Annotated in this window: 16 protein-coding genes; 14 read left to right on the top strand and 2 right to left on the bottom strand. The window is 68.0% G+C overall.

The genetic code is table 11. The features are described from left to right. Nucleotides 1–73: 73 nt before the first annotated feature. A complete protein-coding gene (locus V3B25_RS22115) occupies nt 74–2,131 on the bottom strand; it encodes a bifunctional diguanylate cyclase/phosphodiesterase (protein WP_201118435.1) in 2,058 nt (685 codons plus the stop codon). A gap of 148 nt (nt 2,132–2,279) precedes the next feature. On the opposite strand from V3B25_RS22115, the gene radA reads away from it, so the two are divergent. The 4 genes from radA (at nt 2,280) to V3B25_RS22095 (ending at nt 8,632) form a co-directional block, all read left to right on the top strand. Continuing rightward, a complete protein-coding gene (radA, locus tag V3B25_RS22110) occupies nt 2,280–3,656 on the top strand; it encodes a DNA repair protein RadA (protein WP_329811553.1) in 1,377 nt (458 codons plus the stop codon). Between the two features lie 144 nt (nt 3,657–3,800). Continuing rightward, complete coding sequence (locus tag V3B25_RS22105) at nt 3,801–5,657, top strand: ATP-binding protein (protein ID WP_329811552.1); 1,857 nt, start codon at nt 3,801–3,803, stop codon at nt 5,655–5,657. 48 nt (nt 5,658–5,705) lie between these two features. Beyond that, complete coding sequence (locus tag V3B25_RS22100; RefSeq protein ID WP_329811551.1) at nt 5,706–8,012, top strand: tetratricopeptide repeat protein; 2,307 nt, start codon at nt 5,706–5,708, stop codon at nt 8,010–8,012. A 155-nt stretch (nt 8,013–8,167) separates the two neighbouring features. After that, nucleotides 8,168–8,632, top strand: a complete 465-nt coding sequence (locus V3B25_RS22095) for a hypothetical protein (protein WP_049424469.1) — start codon at nt 8,168–8,170, stop codon at nt 8,630–8,632. Nucleotides 8,633–8,722: 90 nt separating this feature from the next. Here the strand turns inward: V3B25_RS22095 and ccsA are convergent, their stop codons facing one another. Further along, nucleotides 8,723–9,517, bottom strand: a complete 795-nt coding sequence (ccsA, locus tag V3B25_RS22090) for a cytochrome c biogenesis protein CcsA (protein ID WP_329811550.1) — start codon at nt 9,515–9,517, stop codon at nt 8,723–8,725. A 122-nt stretch (nt 9,518–9,639) separates the two neighbouring features. Between ccsA and ffh the strand changes: the two genes are divergently transcribed. From ffh to V3B25_RS22040, 10 genes are all read left to right on the top strand, one after another. Then, nucleotides 9,640–11,016 carry a signal recognition particle protein gene (gene ffh / locus V3B25_RS22085; RefSeq protein ID WP_005408591.1) on the top strand — a complete coding sequence of 459 codons (1,377 nt, stop codon included), beginning with the start codon at nt 9,640–9,642 and terminating at the stop codon, nt 11,014–11,016. Nucleotides 11,017–11,164: 148 nt separating this feature from the next. After that, complete coding sequence (locus tag V3B25_RS22080) at nt 11,165–12,247, top strand: nitronate monooxygenase (RefSeq protein WP_329811549.1); 1,083 nt, start codon at nt 11,165–11,167, stop codon at nt 12,245–12,247. Beyond that, nucleotides 12,244–13,026 (top strand): aminotransferase class IV family protein, encoded by a 783-nt coding sequence (locus V3B25_RS22075; protein WP_329811548.1) that lies wholly within the window; start codon nt 12,244–12,246, stop codon nt 13,024–13,026. The genes V3B25_RS22080 and V3B25_RS22075 overlap by 4 nt, the downstream gene beginning before the upstream one ends. Nucleotides 13,027–13,157: 131 nt before the next feature. Next, nucleotides 13,158–13,418: a 30S ribosomal protein S16 gene (gene rpsP / locus V3B25_RS22070; protein ID WP_005415733.1), complete on the top strand. Its 261-nt coding sequence runs from the start codon at nt 13,158–13,160 to the stop codon at nt 13,416–13,418. Between the two features lie 44 nt (nt 13,419–13,462). Next, on the top strand, nt 13,463–13,975 hold the full coding sequence (rimM, locus tag V3B25_RS22065; protein ID WP_329811547.1) for a ribosome maturation factor RimM: 513 nt from the start codon (nt 13,463–13,465) through the stop codon (nt 13,973–13,975). 8 nt (nt 13,976–13,983) lie between these two features. Beyond that, entirely contained in the window at nt 13,984–14,742 is a 759-nt protein-coding gene (gene trmD / locus V3B25_RS22060; RefSeq protein ID WP_329811546.1) for a tRNA (guanosine(37)-N1)-methyltransferase TrmD, read from the top strand. Between the two features lie 154 nt (nt 14,743–14,896). Beyond that, on the top strand, nt 14,897–15,298 hold the full coding sequence (rplS, locus tag V3B25_RS22055; RefSeq protein WP_005408597.1) for a 50S ribosomal protein L19: 402 nt from the start codon (nt 14,897–14,899) through the stop codon (nt 15,296–15,298). Nucleotides 15,299–15,380: 82 nt separating this feature from the next. Continuing rightward, nucleotides 15,381–15,761 carry a DUF6404 family protein gene (locus V3B25_RS22050; protein WP_032127554.1) on the top strand — a complete coding sequence of 127 codons (381 nt, stop codon included), beginning with the start codon at nt 15,381–15,383 and terminating at the stop codon, nt 15,759–15,761. A 79-nt stretch (nt 15,762–15,840) separates the two neighbouring features. Continuing rightward, nucleotides 15,841–16,275 (top strand): DUF1801 domain-containing protein, encoded by a 435-nt coding sequence (locus V3B25_RS22045; RefSeq protein WP_049424480.1) that lies wholly within the window; start codon nt 15,841–15,843, stop codon nt 16,273–16,275. A 38-nt stretch (nt 16,276–16,313) separates the two neighbouring features. After that, a complete protein-coding gene (locus V3B25_RS22040; protein WP_032127552.1) occupies nt 16,314–16,724 on the top strand; it encodes a DUF1801 domain-containing protein in 411 nt (136 codons plus the stop codon). Nucleotides 16,725–16,776: the final 52 nt, after the last annotated feature.

Below are 16,776 nucleotides of genomic sequence, written 5' to 3'. Positions count from 1 at the left end.
CTGGCCGGCAGTTGCGGGAAGCCGGCCAGCGGCCGGCGCTACCAGGAGATCCACGCCATGCGTGGATGGGGTCTCACCCCACCCGGCGCAGGAATTCCTCGGCGTCCATCGGTCGGCCCAGGTGGTAACCCTGCAATTGATCACACCCCAGCTCGCTCAGGTGCTCGCGCTGCGCCTGGGTCTCCACGCCCTCGGCCACCACCTGCAGCTGCAGGGTGCGGCCCAGCGCGATGATCGACGAGACGATGGCGGCGTCCTCGTCGTTGCGCTCCAGGTCGTGCACGAACGCACGGTCGATCTTCAGTTCGGTGGCCGGCATCCGCTTCAGGTACAGCAGGCTGGAGTAGCCGGTGCCGAAATCGTCGATGGCGATATGCACGCCCATCGCGGTCAGATCGTTGAGAATCGCCAGGCTGGCGTCGACATCCTTCATCGCCGTGGTCTCGGTGATCTCCAGGGTCAACCGCGCCGGCTCGATCCGGTGCCGCTGCAGCACCTCGCGCACGCTGTCCAGCAGGGCCGGCGAGGAGAACTGCAAGGGCGATAGGTTCACCGCCATCGACCATCCGGTATGCCCGGCCTCGTGCCATGCACGCAGCTGTGCACAGGCACGGTCCAGTACCCAGTCACCGATCGGCAGGATCAGACCGCTGCGTTCGGCGATGGGAATGAACATATCCGGCGCCAGCAGGCCCAGCTCGGGATGCTGCCAGCGCAGCAGCGCTTCGGCGCCGGTGGCCGGTGCGCCGGCGGCAGGGAACTTGGGCTGGTAGTGCAGCACCAGCTCGTCGCGGGCGATGGCCTTGCGCAGGTCCTGCAGCAGGCGCAGCTGGCGGTTGGCACTGAGCTGCATCGAGGGGGTGAAGAACGTATAGCCGTTCCGGCCGGTCTCCTTGGTGTGGTACATCGCCGCATCGGCGTGTGCCATCAGCTCGCGCTCGTTGCCGGCATCAGCCGGATACAGGGCGATGCCCAGGCTGGCGCTGACCTGCAGCTCGGCTGAATCCAGCAGGAACGGTTCGCCCGCCGCCGCGATGATCCGCTCGGCGACCACCACTGCATCGTCGGGAACATCGATGGCCAGCACGATCACGAACTCGTCGCCGCCGAGGCGGGCGAAGGTGTCCTGTGGCCGCAGCAGGCCGCCGATACGCTGCGCCACCGCCACCAGCAGGCGATCTCCCAGCTGGTGTCCGTACGCATCATTGATCGCCTTGAAGCCATCCAGGTCGCAGAACATCACCGCCACCGCCTGGTTGCGCCGCCGCGCCTTCTCGATGGCCTGCTCGATGCGGTCCTGCAGCAGCATGCGGTTGGGCAGCTGGGTCAGCGGGTCGTGCAGGGCGGCCTGGATCAGCTTGTCGTTGGCGTGTGCCAGTGAATCGGCCAGCAACCCGGTACGCACGCGCATCTGCCGATCGAACAGCGAGGCGACCAGGGCGATACCCAGGGTGGCTACAGTGGTGACGATCACCAGCACTGCCAGCCAGCGCGTGTCGATGCCGCCGCTGCCGACCGCGCCGCAGATGCTGCCTTCGGGGAAGCGTGCGGCGGCCATGCCGGTGTAATGCATGCCGACGATGGCCAGGCCCATCACCAGCGAGGCCAGTGCGCGCAGGCGCATGGTGTGGCGCTGCTCGGAACGCAGGCGGAAGGCGATCCACAGCGCCGCGCCGGCGGCACCGATGGCTACTGCAATGGAGGCGGCGAACCAGCCCGGGTGATAGTCGATACCCGGCTGCATGCGCATCGCGGCCATGCCGAGGTAGTGCATGGTGGCAATGCCCAGGCCCATCAGCACGGCGCCGGCCAGCAGTCGTCGCCACGGCAGGCTGGGTCGTGACACCAGCCACAGCGCATAGGCCGAAGCGCCGATCGACACTGCAAGCGAATACAGGGTGATGCCGAGGTCGTAGCCGACCGGGATCGGCAGGTCGAAGGCCAGCATGCCGATGAAATGCATCGACCAGATACCCAGGCCCATCGCCGCCGCGCCGCCGGCCAGCCACCAGCGGGCCACGCGGCCCTCGGCCGTGGCCAGGCGGCCGGCCATGTCCAACGCCGTGTACGAAGCAAGAATGGCCACCAGCAGGGAGATGGCGACCAGGCTCTGACTGTAACTGCCAGTCATGTTGAATCCAGAGGGGGAGGGAGGGGGCCCGCAAGGCGCACGCCCGCGACAGCTATCGGCGCGGGTGGGCGGGACTTGAGCGGTCGCAGCACCTGCGACCCGGCTCGGCTATCCTGCCACGCCTGTTCCCGTTGCTGGAAATCATCCGATGGCAAAAGCCCGCACCGCCTACGTCTGCAATGAATGCGGCGCCGAACTCAGCAAGTGGCAGGGCCAGTGCACCGAGTGCAACGCCTGGAACTCGCTGTCGGAAATCGTGCTGGAGAGCGCGGCGGCGGCCAAGGCGCCCGCGTCGCGCCGGGCCGGCTGGGCCGGCAAGATCGACCCGCCGAAGATCACCGCCCTGAAGGACGTGGAGCAGACCGAGCATCGCCGTGTCTCGACCGGCATCGGCGAGTTCGATCGCGTGCTGGGCGGTGGCCTGGTCGAGGGCGCGGTGGTACTGGTTGGTGGCGACCCGGGCATCGGCAAGTCGACCCTGCTGCTGCAGGCGGTGGCGAAGATGGCGGCCGAGCTGCCGGTGCTGTACGTCACGGGCGAGGAGTCGCTGGCCCAGGTGGCCGGCCGCGCACACCGGCTGGAATTGCCGCTGGATGGTGTCAACGCGCTGGCCGAGACCGGCGTCGAGTCGATCCTGCAGCATGCGTCCAAGGCCGGCCCACGGCTGATCGTGGCCGACTCCGTGCAGACCCTGTGGACCGAGAGCCTGACCGCCGCGCCCGGCTCGGTCAGCCAGGTACGCGAGAGCGCGGCGCGGCTGGTGCGTTTCGCCAAGGAGACCGGCACCGCCGTGTTCCTGGTAGGCCACGTGACCAAGGAGGGCGGTATCGCCGGCCCGCGCGTGCTCGAACACATGGTCGATGCGGTGCTGTACTTCGAAGGCGAGAGTGGCAGCCGCTTCCGCCTGCTGCGCGCGTTCAAGAACCGCTTCGGTGCGGTCAACGAGCTGGGCGTGTTCGCGATGGGCGACAAGGGCCTGAAGGAGGTCTCCAACCCGTCGGCGATCTTCCTGTCCGGTGGCAGTACCCACCAACCCGGCAGCTGCGTGATGGTCACCCGCGAGGGCACCCGGCCGCTGCTGGTTGAAGTGCAGGCGCTGGTGGATGCCTCGCCGCTGTCGAACCCGCGCCGTGTCGCGGTCGGCCTGGAGCAGAACCGCTTGGCCATGCTGCTGGCGGTGCTGCATCGCCACGGCGGCGTGCTGGTCGGCGACCAGGACGTGTTCGTCAATGTCGTCGGCGGCATCCGCGTGCAGGAGACCGCTGCCGACCTGCCGGTGCTGCTGGCGGTGCTGTCCTCGCTGCAGGACCGGCCGCTGGCGGAAAAGACGATTGCGTTTGGCGAGGTTGGCCTGTCCGGCGAGATCCGACCGGTACCCAATGGCGAAGACCGCCTGCGCGAGGCCGCCACCCATGGTTTCAAGCGCGCCATCGTGCCCAAGGCCAATGCTCCCAAGGGCGGCTCGGTGAAGGGCATGGAAGTGATCGCGGTGGAGCGTCTGTCCGAGGCTATCGACGCGGCGTGATCGCGCCGGGCATGGCCCGGCGTCACCACCGCGCACGTGGAATACGGCGGCCGACACGGTAACGGTCAGCCTCCCTGTGCTAGTTTTTCCCGCTCGACGAAGGCGCCCTCTGGCGTCTTTCCGTGCCCAGGAGTAAACGATTACATGCAGGACACCGCGCTCACCGCCCCCAACGCCGAAATCCGTCGCGCCGGGGTCGATCTCAATGGACTGATGACGGTGCTGGGCAAGCACCTCTATTCCACCCCGGTGGTGGCGCTGCGTGAGCTGGTGCAGAACGCGCACGACTCGATCATCCGCCGCCGCATCGAACAGCCCGGCATCGAAGTGCCATCGCGCATTTCGGTGCAGGTCGATGCCGTTGCCGGCGTGCTGCGCATCATCGATACCGGCGCCGGCCTGACCCGCCAGGAGATCCATGACTACCTGGCGACCGTCGGCGTCGGCTACACCCGCGGCCTGCGCCAGGGTGGCGAGGACGATGAGGGCCTGATCGGCATGTTCGGCCTCGGCTTCCTGTCGGCCTTCGTGCTGGCGCGCCGGGTCAGCGTGCGCACCACCTCGTACCAGACGCCGGAACTGGGCCATCTGTACGTGTCCAGCAACGCCGAGCAGTACACCGTCAGCGAAGTGCCGGCACGCGCGGTCGGCACCGAGGTGGAACTGGAGCTGCATCCGGACTTCCTGCCGCTGGCCAACGAGGCGCGCCTGCACGAAGTGCTGGGTCGCTACTGCGCGCTGCTGTCCGAGCCGATCTTCATCGGTGCTGCAGGCGAGGCGCTCAACCCCGAGCCGCCGCCGTGGCGCGACCAGGGCGATGTGGCCCTGCATCCGGTGCAGGCGCGTCGCCAGGCGCTGCAGTTCGCGGCGCGTTTCGAACATGATTTCGAGCCGATCGTCACCGTGCCGTTGCGCGCTGATGGCAGCAGTGATGCCACCGGCCTGCTGTGGGTGCAGGACGGTGCTACCTACGGCACCAGCGATAACCGCAACCTGTCGGTGTTCGTGCGCGGCATGCTGCTGGACGACGACGCCCGCGACCTGCTGCCGCCGTGGGCGGGCTTCATCGGCGGGGTGATCGAATCCTCGCGGCTCACGCCCACCGCCAGCCGCGAAGACCTGCAGCGCGATGACCAGTACCGCGCCGTGCAGCATGCGTTGCTGGAGGCGTTGATCGACGGCCTGGCCGACGTCGCGCGGCAGCAGCCGGAAGCGTGGCGACGTGTATTGAGCCGCCACAACGAGGCGCTGTTGGGTGCGGCGCTGTGCGATGACCGCCTGTTCGACCTGCTACTGGAACACGTGCGCGTGCCGACTTCGCAGGGTGACCTGCCGGCCAGTGCGCTGCCCGCACGCGGTGCCGTGCACGTGATCCTCGACAATGGTGGCGGCTTCGAGGAAATGTTGTTCCGTGCGATGGGCGTGCCGGTCGCGCATGGCCATCGCTATGCGGTGGTGCCGTTCCTGCGGCGCTGGGCCCAGGCCAAGGGCCTGCGCCTGGTCGAGCTGGGGACCGAGCAGGGCAACCGCGCGCTGTTCCGCAGCGATGACAGCCTCGACGAGGCGCAGCTGGCGTGGCTGCGCGAGCAGCTGGGTGACGGCGAACAATTGCTGCCGGCACGCTTCAGTCCCGAGTCGCTGCCGGTGGTGGTGGTGCCCGACCGCGAAGCCGAGCTGAAGCAGCGCTTGGAAGACGATGAGAACGACAAGCGCGTTTCAATGGCGGCGCTACGCCTGGCGCGTCAGTTCACCGCGCGCATCGAATCGCGTGCGCCATCGCGGCTGTACCTCAACCTCGACAACCCGGCGGTGCAGGCGCTGCTGCGCGCCCAGCGCGAGGGCCACCCGCAGGCCGAAGCCGCAGCGCGCCTGCTGCGCTCACTGAAGATCATCGTCGCCGCGCAGGGCCGTCCACTGGCCCGCGCGACCGCCACGCCCGGCCCGGATCTCAACGGCGCCTTCACCGATATCGCCGGTGCCCTGCAGCAGATGCTGCGCTGAGCACCGCATCCTCTCATCCAGCCTTCGCTAGACAGGAGTACTTACCCCATGGATATCTGGAACTGGGTCGAAAAACTGCAGGGTGACCTGCGCCAGGCCGGCCAGGCGCAGAATGCGCACCTGCTGAACCGCCTCGCCGACGAGGTGAGTGAACTGCGTGTCGACCGCGTCGACGCGCTGCTGCCCGAAGCGCGTGCGCTGGGCAAGGCGCTGGACAACCCGTGGGTCGACGTCTACGTCGGCCACTGGGCGCTGCGCAACCGCGTCGGCAACCGCGTCGAAGGCGAGAGCGCGCTGGGCGAAGCCGTGGCGCTGTTCGAGCGTGCGCATCGCGAGGACACCCTGGAATGCCCGCAGTCGATCTGCGTGACCCAGGATCTTGCCGCCTGCTACGGCAACATCGATGGCCCCGGCTGGGTGCCCGAGCGCATCGAGGTGTGCGATGAAACACTGGGCCGCATCGACCCGAGCTGGGCCTGCTTCCAGTGCCTGAGCTGCGAGAAGGCCGATGCACTGCTTGATGATGGCCGTGGCCAGGATGCACTGGATTACCTGCAGGTGCAGTCCGACGCGATCGAGGCCTGCGGCAAGGAAGTGTTCGACAGCTTCCCGGAGATGCAGATCAAGATCCTGCTGGGCATGGGCCGCGCCGAAGAAGCGCTGCTGCTGATCGAGAAGCGCGAGGCCGAAGTGGCCGCGTCCGGCGAGTACGAGCCGGCCAACTGCACGGTGCCGCGCCGCCTGTCCAAGGCGTGGGCGCTGGCCCAGCTGGACCGCGACGAAGAGGCCTTGCAGCAGCTAGTGCCGTGGAGCGAGCTGACGCCTACCTACTGGCGGCTGTGGGCGAACACCGCCGCAGCGCTGTGCCGGCGTGATCCCGCACGCAATACCTGGGACCTGGGTACGCGCTTCAACACCATCATCGAACACTTTGCCGAGGTTGGCTCGCACCGCCTGCTGATCGAAGTCGCTGCGCTGAGCCTGGAGCTGGCCCTGCAGCGTGGCGCACGCTGGGTGGCGCTGCGCCAGCTGGAACTGGCGCGTATCCATCTGGCACAGCTGCGCCAGGACCGGGGTGCGGCTGCGCTGGTGGCCGGCCTGGCGGCACGCATCGATGCATTGCCGGATGTGGCGCCGCTGCCGGTGCCAGCCGCTGAACTACTGGTTTGGCTGAACGAGCAGGGAGAGCAGAATCAGTCGCGCGATCCCGAACGTGAGGCGCAGTGGCTGCTGCAGGCACAGGCGCAGCTGCCAGATGACGAGGCGCTGGCCGAGATGGCTGCCTCCGCGCTGAGCGCCTGTGGGGCGCAGACGGAAGCGCGCGCATTGCTGTGGCGCTTCGTGCGCGCACACACGCAGGATGATGGCCCGGCCGCCTACACGCTGATGCGCTGGCTGACCGAGCAGGGCGACGACGAAGGCCTGCGCCAGCTGGCTGATGCCTATCGCGGCAGCGTGCCGGTGTTCGCGCACTGGTGCGAGGTGCAGCGCGCCCGTCGCGTGTCCGACTGGCCGGCACTGGAGCAGGCCGCGCAGGCGCTGCTGGCGGCCTCGCCGGGCTCGCATGGCGCACGCGGTACGCTGGCGCGGATGTACATGGAAACCGGTCGCTTCAGCGAGGCGCAGGCCTGCTATGCGCAGCTGGTGGAGCTGCTGGAAGAACCCAACGCCGCACACTGGGACCACATGAGCGCGGCCAGCGCGGCACGCGACTGGGATGCGGTGCGCCGCTCGGCGGCGGCGATCGGCATGGAGCTGTCCAGCCAGGACGGCGTGGTCGAGGAGCCGTGGGGCTGGGTGATCATCCGCAGCGAAGAGAACGGCGAGCCGATGGAGTACTACGCGCGCCGCAGTGGCCCGGTCACCGCACGTATCGTCGAGAACGCACCGGCCAACCGTGCCCAGCAGGTGGGCGACTGGGTGGTGTTCGATGCTGCGCTGGTGCACCCGGCGCCGGAGGAGGAGGAAGCGCGCGAGCATTTCATCCCGACCTATGCGCAGGTGCATGTCCTGGAGCGCGGCGGCTTCGCCCGCAGCTGGCTGATCGACGGCGCGCACCCGGGCGAAGTCGCGTGGAATGCCTTTGTCGCAGCGGCCGAGGCGCAGGGCTGGCAGGTGTGGTCGCACAGCCGCCCGGACTACACCGTGACCGATCCGGACGAGGAGGAGGGCACGCTGCCGGGCCTGCTGTTCACCGTCGCCCAGCCGCAGGACCATGCACCGCTGGCGCTGCACCGCTTCCTGCAGCAGGAAACCGCGAAGTGGCAGCATCCGCATTGCTGGCTGCGGCTGGCCGAAGCCTGCGACCAGGATCGCCAGCCGCACCTGGACGTGATCGAGCGTTACGGCTTGTAAGCCTGGTATCGGGTAGTGGCGGGCGCTGGGCGGCCGCGCGGGGGTTTGCTGTGTTTGGGGGGCGGGGCGGCGCCGCCCCCCCCGCCCCCCCCCCCCCCGCCGCGCGCGCCGGGCGCCCCCCCCCCCCCCCCCGGCACTACCTCAAGGAGAAATACATGCGAAAGACAGGGATGTTCATGATCGCCGGGCTGCTGCTGGCCCCCACCGTGCAGGCCGCACCGGCCTGCCAGGAACCAGTGGCTGTCGCCCGTGCCTTCTACGAGGCAACCACCGGCAATGGCGATCTGCTGGAACCGCCGCCGGCGCTGGTCAGCCCGGCCTTCGGCAAGGCCCTGCGTGGCGAGCGCGCCTGCCAGGTGCGTGAGGAAGGCATCTGCACCATCGATTCGGACCCGTGGCTGGATGCGCAGGATGGCGACATCGAGAGTCCGGTGCGCTACATCTGGAAAGAGGTCTCGGCGACGTCCGGCCAGGTCGAGATGCGCTATTCGGTATGGAAGAAGGCCTACGTGACCCGGTTGCCGATGGTGCGCCAGGGGCAGGGCTGCTGGCAGGTGGATGACATCATTACCAACAGCGGTCGCTCGGTACGGAAGATCCTGGCCCAGCCGCTGCCTTGACCGTCTGCGGCATCCACGCAGGGTGCGGTCCTGTTGCCGGCCAGCGGCCGGCACTACCAGGGTGGGTGCCGACCGTTGGCCGGCACACCGCTATCGCGAATGCCCGAACACCAGTTCGATCGCGAACTGGCTGCCGAAGAAGGCCAGCAGCAGCAACAGCATTGCCGCCAGCGTCCAGTGCACCGCCTTCATGCCGCGCCAGCCGTAGCGGCGACGGCCGATCAGCAGCACGCCGAACACGATCCACGACAGCACGCTCAGCACGGTCTTGTGCACCAGCTTCTGCGCCAGCAGGTCGTCGACGAACAGCACGCCGGTGACCAGGGTCAGGGTCAGCAGCGCGAAGCCGACGGTGATCACCCGGAACAGCAGCGATTCCAGATCCGCCAGCGGCGGCAGGGCGCGCAGCCACGGCCGGAACTCGCGGCGGCGCAGGGCGCGTTCCTGCAGCCACAGCATGATCGCCAGCAGCGCGGCGATGCTCAACGTCGCGTAGGCCAGCAGCGCCAGCCAGGCGTGGCTGGCCAGGCGCCAGCCCAGCACCTTGCTCGGTTCATGGCCGTAGCCGTGGTAGGCCAGCAGCAGTACCGCGGCCAACGGGAACACCACCACGCCCAGTGCCGACATCCGCCCGCGCGCGCCGACCAGCGAGGTCAGCCAGGCCATGCCCAGGCCGACCAGCGACAGCGCAGCGAAGAAGTGCATGTCCGGCCCGCCGTTGGTGCGCATCGCCACCATCACGTGGTAGCCGCCATGCAGCAGCATCGCCGGCAGGGCGGGCCACAGCCAGGTGGGAGAGCCGGTGCTTTCATCGCGGCCAAGCGCACGCACCAGCAGGGCGCTGGCGGCCAGGTAGAGCAGGGCGGCGATGAGAACGATTAACATCGTTGCAGTTTCGCATACCCCTGCGGTGGTGGCGACGGCCCTGTGGTCGCAGTCCGGGGAGGGGAGCGGACCCGTTATACTGTCTGCCTTATTGTCCCCCGCTTTCAGACAGGTTGCGCCGCATGTTCGAGTCACTGACCCAGCGCCTTTCCGGCACCATCGAGCGCCTGCGTGGCCGCGGCCGCCTGACCGAGGAGAACATCCGCGAGGCCACCCGTGAGGTCCGCATCGCGCTGCTCGAAGCCGACGTTGCGCTGCCGGTGGTGCAGGCCCTGATCGAGCGCATCAAGGTGCGCGCGGTCGGCCAGGAAGTGCTGAAGTCGCTGACCCCGGGCCAGGCCCTGATCAAGGTCGTGCGCGACGAGCTGACCGCGGTGATGGGCGCCGAAGCCAGCGACCTGAACCTCAATGTGCCCGCTCCGGCCATCATCCTGATGGCGGGCCTGCAGGGCGCCGGCAAGACCACCACGGTGGGCAAGCTGGCCAAGCACCTGAAGGAAAAGCGCAAGAAGAAGGTGATGGTGGTCTCGGCCGACGTCTACCGTCCGGCCGCGATCGAGCAGCTGAAGACCCTGGCCGAGCAGGTCGGCGTGCTGTTCTTCCCGTCCAGCGCCGACCAGAAGCCGGAAGCCATCGTCCGCGCCGCCATCGACGATGCGCGCAAGTCGTTCGTCGACGTGCTGCTGGTCGATACCGCCGGCCGCCTGGCCATCGACGAAGCAATGATGGCCGAGATCAAGGCCCTGCATGCGGCGGTGAATCCGGCCGAAACCCTGTTCGTGGTCGACGCCATGACCGGCCAGGACGCGGCCAACACCGCCAAGGCCTTCGGCGACGCCCTGCCGCTGACCGGCGTGGTGCTGACCAAGACCGACGGTGACGCCCGTGGCGGTGCCGCGCTGAGCGTGCGCTACATCACCGGCAAGCCGATCAAGTTCGTCGGTGTCAGCGAGAAGCCGGAAGGCCTGGACGTATTCCACCCGGACCGTATCGCCAGCCGCATCCTCGACATGGGCGACGTGCTGTCGCTGGTCGAGCAGGTCGAGCAGCAGGTCGACAAGGACAAGGCCGCCAAGCTGGCCGAGAAGGTCGCCAAGGGCAAGAAGTTCGACCTGAACGACATGCGTGACCAGCTGGAGCAGATGCAGAACATGGGCGGCATCGGCGGCCTGATGGACAAGCTGCCGGGCCTGGGCAACATCCCCGACCATCTGAAGCAGCAGGTCAGCCAGGGCAAGGAAGTGCCGCGCATGATCGCCATCATCAGCTCGATGACCAAGAAGGAACGGCGCAACCCGAACCTGCTCAACGGCTCGCGCCGCGCGCGCATCGCCAAGGGCTCGGGCGTGACCCCCGCCGACGTCAACAAGCTGATGAAGCAGTACATGCAGATGGAAAAGATGATGAGCAAGATGGCCGGCGGCGGCATGAAGGGCATGTTGCGCAGCATGAAGGGCATGATGGGCGCCATGGGCGGCCGCGGCATGCCGTTCCGTTGATGCGTTGATGCGTGGGCGCGCGCTGTGGTCGGCGCGGCCTGCGTAGCGTCGAGCTTGCTCGACCGCTGTTGGTGGTCCAGTCGAGGAAGCTCGACTCTACCCCCGTCCTGCGCGCACCATGGGGGCCTGTCCGAAACGATGGGCCGTCATGCAGAGTTCCGCTGTATCTGTATCTTCCCGCGTCGACGCGTTCTGCCGGCGCTTTGGCGTATCCGTTCCGATCCTGCTGGCCCCGATGGCCGGCGCCTGCCCGGTGCCGTTGTCGGCTGCGCTGGCCAATGCCGGCAGCATGGGGGCGATGGGCGCAGTGCTGTCGTCATCGGCCGATATCGGCCACTGGATGGATGACTTCCGCGCTGCCTCGACGGGCCCCGCACAGGTGAACCTGTGGGTGCCGGACCCGGCACCGACCCGTGATGTCGCCGCTGAAGCCGCCAGCCGCGCCTTCCTCGCGCAGTGGGGTCCGGACGTGCCGGCCAGCGCCGCCGATGCCACGCCCGCCGACTTCGAAGAACAGTTCGCCGCACTGCTGGCGGCGCGCCCGGCGGTGGCCTCGACCATCATGGGCGTGCTGCTGCCGCGCCACGTACAGCAGTTGAAGGATGCAGGCATTGCCTGGATCGCCTGTGCGACCACCTTGTCCGAAGCGCGTGCGGCACAGGACGCCGGTGCCGACGCGGTGGTCGCACAGGGCGTGGAAGCCGGTGGCCATCGCGGCGCGTTCGATCCGGCGATGGCCGAGCGTCAGTTGGTCGGCCTGTTTGCGTTGTTGCCGCGCCTGGCCGATCACCTGCAGATTCCGGTGATCGCCGCCGGTGGCATCGCCGATGGCCGTGGCATTGCTGCCGCACTCACCCTGGGGGCCAGTGCCGTGCAGATCGGCACTGCCTTCCTGCGCACGCCCGAAGCGGCGATCGCTTCAGCGTGGGCCGATGGATTGGCGGCCAGCGAACCCGAAGATACCTGGCCGACCCGCGCCTTCAGCGGCCGCCTGGGCCGTGGCCTGGCGACCCCCTATGTGCGCGCCGCCGCTGCGGAAGGCGCACCGGCGCCACGCCCGTACCCGGTGCAGCGCGGCCTGACCGCGCCGATGCGCAGGCAGGCCGTGCAGGAAAATCGTCTGGCGGCGATGCAGGCCTGGGCCGGGCAGTCGGCGTGGATGGCCCCGGCACAGCCGGCCGCCGACGTATTGCGCGGCATGTGGGAACAGGCGCAGGCGCTGCTGCGATGACCGTGACCTGCAACGGCCAACCGGTGCAGGTGGAGGATCTGCTGCCTGCGCTGGTCAACTATGGCCACTTCACCTCGCTGCAGGTGCGCGGTCACGCCGTGCAGGGACTGGACCTGCATCTGGCGCGGCTGTCGCAGGCCACGCGCGAACTGTTCGGCAGCGAACTGGATGCGGCGCAGGTGCAGGGCTGGATGGCGCAGGCGCTGCAGCAGGCTGGCCTGGCCGATGCCTCGCTGCGGGTGACGGTGTACTCGCGCCGCTTCGATTTCCGCAATCCGCTGGCGGCCGTACCGGTGGACGTGCTGGTGGCGGTGTCCGCGCCGGTGGCGCTGACCGCACCGAAGCGGGTGCGCAGCGTGGTGTGGCAGCGCGAACTGCCGCAGATCAAGCACGTCGGCACCTTCGGCCTGTTTGCCGAGCGCCGTGCGGCGATGGCGGAAGGGTTCGACGATGTGCTGTTCGTGACCGCCGATGGCGTGATGAGTGAAGGCAGCACCTGGAACCTGGCCGTGCACGATGGTGAGCGCCTGCTCTGGCCACAGGCGCCGGCCCTGCGCGGTACTGCCGAGACGTTGTTGAAGCAGCATTGGCCGGGGGCACAGCTGACGCGGCCGTTGGCACTGGCTGAACTGGATAGCGTGAAGGCCGCTTTTGCCTGCAATGCCAGTGGCTTGTGGGCGTTGGAAGCCATCGACGGGCATGTCCTGCCCGGCTCGCAGGCACTGGCTGAACAGGGCAGGGCGGTGCTGGCGGCGGTGGCTTGGGACAGATTGGGGTGAAAACCCCCGCCGGGCATGGCCCGGCGCTGCCGTGAAGGCGGATTCACCCCGGGGTTGGCTCGGCCGGGCTCTGCCGCTATAATCGCCCGCTTACCTCGCCATCCTGGCGACTGGGCAATAGGAAAAACACCATGGTCAAGATTCGACTGACCCGCGGCGGCGCCAAGAAGCGTCCGTTCTACCACATCATCGTCACCGACGTGCGCAGCGCGCGCGACGGCCGCAACATCGAGCGCGTTGGCTTCTACAACCCGGTCGCCCAGGGCGCCGAGAAGCGCATCGAGCTGGACCTGGCCCGCGTTGACCATTGGGTCAAGAACGGCGCCCAGCCGACCGACAAGGTCCGCAACCTGATCAAGGAAGCGACCAAGTCCCAGGCCGCTGCGGCCTGATCCTGACGGGCCACGCTTCGGCGTGGCCCTCTTGGTTGAAGCAGATGAAAGATATCGAGCGCCGCATCCTGCTGGGCAGGGTTGTCGGCGCTTTTGGTGTGCGCGGCGAGATCAAGCTCGAGTCCTGGACCGAGCCACGTTCCGCCATTTTCCGTTACCAGCCGTGGATCGTGCGCAGCCCGTCCGGCGTGGAAACCACGATTGACGGTGTACGCGGCCGCGACAGCGGCAAGCACCTGGTCGCCCGTTTCCCCGGCGTCGAGGACCGCGATACCGTTGAAGCGATGCACGGCACCGAGATCTACGTGGCCCGCAGTGCGTTGCCGCCGCCGAAGCCCGATGAGTATTACTGGGTGGACCTGGAAGGCCTGGACGTGAAGACCACCGAGGGCGTTGCCCTGGGCCAGGTCTCGCACCTGTTCAGCACCGGCGCCAACGACGTGGTGGTGGTCCGTGGTGACCGCGAACGGATGATTCCGTTCGTGCAGCCGGACTTCGTCAAGTCGGTCGACTTCGAGGCCAACCTGGTCGTGGTCGACTGGGATCCCGAGTTCTGAGTGTGAGCATGCGTTTCGACGTCATCACCCTGTTCCCCGAGTTCCTCGCCCAGTCCGCTGGACTGGGCGTGGTCGGGCGCGCGCAGGAGAAGGGCCTGTTCAGCCTGCATGGCTGGAATCCCCGTGATTACGCCGAAGGCAACTACCGCCGGGTGGACGACCGTCCGTTCGGTGGTGGCCCGGGCATGGTGATGCTGATCGAGCCGCTGCAGGCCTGCCTGCAGGCGATCCGTGATGCTGATCCGACCCCGACGCGGGTGATCCATCTCAGCCCGCAGGGGGCGCCGTTGACCCAGGCCAAGGTGCGGGAACTGGCGGCGCTGCCGCGCATGGTCCTGCTCTGTGGCCGCTACGAAGGCATCGACGAGCGTTTCCTGGAGGCCAATGTCGACGAGGAGATTTCCCTCGGCGACTACGTGCTGTCCGGTGGCGAGCTGGGCGCGGCGGTGATCATCGACGCCGTGGCCCGCCTGCAGGACGGTGCCCTGAACGACGCGGAATCGGCGGCGCAGGACAGCTTCGAGGGCGACCTCGGCCTGCTCGACTGCCCGCATTACAGCCAGCCGGCCCAGCACCCGCTGGGTGACGTGCCGGACGTGCTGCGCTCGGGCAACCACGCGGCCATCGCGGCCTGGCGCCGGCAGCAGTCGCTGGTCCGTACCGCCGAGCGGCGCCCGGACCTGCTGGATGAACAGGCGCTGGGCAAGGCCGACCGCAAGCTGCTGGAGCAGGCCCGTCAGGCCCAGAAACACAAGGCCAGCCCCTAGCGCAGGACTGGCGTTATCGGCTATCATGGCCAATTCCCGTCGGCCCCGGCCGGCGCGCGCAGTACCCAAAACAAACGTGCAGCACAGTCCGGTGACTGCATGAGCCTACGTTGTCGATACGACACGCCCACCCGAACAAGAATCGGTGTAACCCATGAGCAAGCTGAACAAGTCCATCGTCGCGGAATTCGAATCCGCCCAGATCACCCGTGAACTGCCGAAGTTCAGCCAGGGCGACACCGTTGTCGTCAACGTGAAGGTGAAGGAAGGCAGCCGCGAGCGCGTGCAGGCCTACGAAGGCGTTGTCATCGCCACCAAGAACGCCGGCCTGAACTCCTCGTTCACCGTCCGCAAGATCTCGCACGGCTACGGCGTCGAGCGCGTTTTCCAGACCCACAGCGCCATCATCGACTCGGTCGAAGTGAAGCGTCGTGGTAAGGTCCGCGCCGGCAAGCTGTACTACCTGCGTGGCCTGGAAGGCAAGGCTGCCCGCATCAAGGAAGACCTGGCTGCCGCTGCTGCCGCCAAGGCTGCCCGTCTGGCCGAAAAGGCCTGATAAACAACTTCGGTTGTTGCCGCGACGGCCACCTTCGGGTGGCCGTTTGCGTTTCCGGCATCGCTTCGGCCACGATCAGGGGATGAACGACATCAACCCGCGCTATCCCGCCGTGATCCAGTCGGCGCTGCGCTTCCTCGACGGCAAGGGGCTGGCGCGCGTGCAGTCGGCACCGCTGCTGCATCGCCTTCTGTGGCGCATGGGCATCGCACTGCCACCGCCGATCCTGGCCGGCTTCGGCACCAATGCGCTGGTGCAGGGCCTGCTGTTCGGGCTGTTCTGGACCGCGCTGATGTGGCTGATGCTGTGGCAGGGCAGTGAACGCCCGCTGGCCCTGCTGCTGGCGGCCGGCCTGGTGGCCGGGGCGCTGTTCGGCGTGGTGATGGCGGCCTTGATGCGCTCGCTGCGCCGCCACCGCAAGCTGCCGGACTGGCAGCAGTTCCGGGCGCGGCAAGCGGACTGAGCCGATGGCGCACTGCGCCGTGACCGTTGGGGACAGACCGCGCTAGGCTGCGGTTTCATCCCGATGGACGTGCTGTGCGATGCCTGCCAAGCGAACCGCACCTTCCACCGCGCCCGCGCTGTTGTCCGGCGGCAACCCGCAGATCGCCAAGGGCGAGGGCGATGCGCCGGTGCAGGCCTATATCGCGGCGATGCCGGACTGGAAGCGGCCGATCGGAGCACAGCTGGATGCGCTGATCGAAGAGGCTGTACCCGGTGTGCACAAGGCAGTGAAGTGGAATTCGCCGATGTATGCGGTTGCGCCGGGCGAAGGCTGGTTTCTCAGCTTCCACTGCTTCACCCGCTACATCAAGGTGGCATTCTTCCGCGGCGCTGCGCTGAAGCCGGTGCCGCCGGAGCCGTCGAAGAGTGCCGATACGCGCTACCTGCACATCCAGCAGGAGGGTGCGTTGGATGAGGCGCAGTTCCTCGACTGGGTGAGGCAGGCCGCGGCATTGCCCGGCGAGCGCATGTAAGTGCATCGTTCCGATCTCCCTGCCGACGAGAACCGCTGATGGCCACGCATGCACCGAACCCTGCCGATGCCGGAACCCCGGCCGCTGAACTGATCGATGCACGCATCGCCGAGCTGGGCGACTGGCGTGGCGAGGCGCTGGCACGCGTGCGTGCCTTGATCCATGAGGCGCTGCCGGACGTGCAGGAAACCTGGAAGTGGCGCGGCACGCCGGTGTGGGAGCACAACGGCATCCTGTGCACCGGCGAAACCTACAAACAGGCGGTGAAGCTGACCTTTGCCAACGGTGCGGCGTTGGCCGATCCGAAGGGCCTGTTCAACGCCAGCCTGGACGGCAACACGCGACGTGCGATCGACATCCATGAAGGCGCGATGCCGGATGCCGCGGCGTTGAAGGCACTGCTGCGCGCGGCGGCCACGTTCAACGCTGCCAAAAAGAAGAAACGGTAGAGCCGGCCGCTGGCCGGCTGTTGCGCGATGCCCCCGGAGGGGCTTGAGGTTG

It is taken from the genome of Stenotrophomonas sp. SMYL8 (genome assembly GCF_036320065.1).
Taxonomy (GTDB): domain Bacteria; phylum Pseudomonadota; class Gammaproteobacteria; order Xanthomonadales; family Xanthomonadaceae; genus Stenotrophomonas; species Stenotrophomonas maltophilia_A.
Note: the sequence above shows the minus strand (reverse complement) of the source record. Positions and strands in the feature narration are given on the sequence as shown.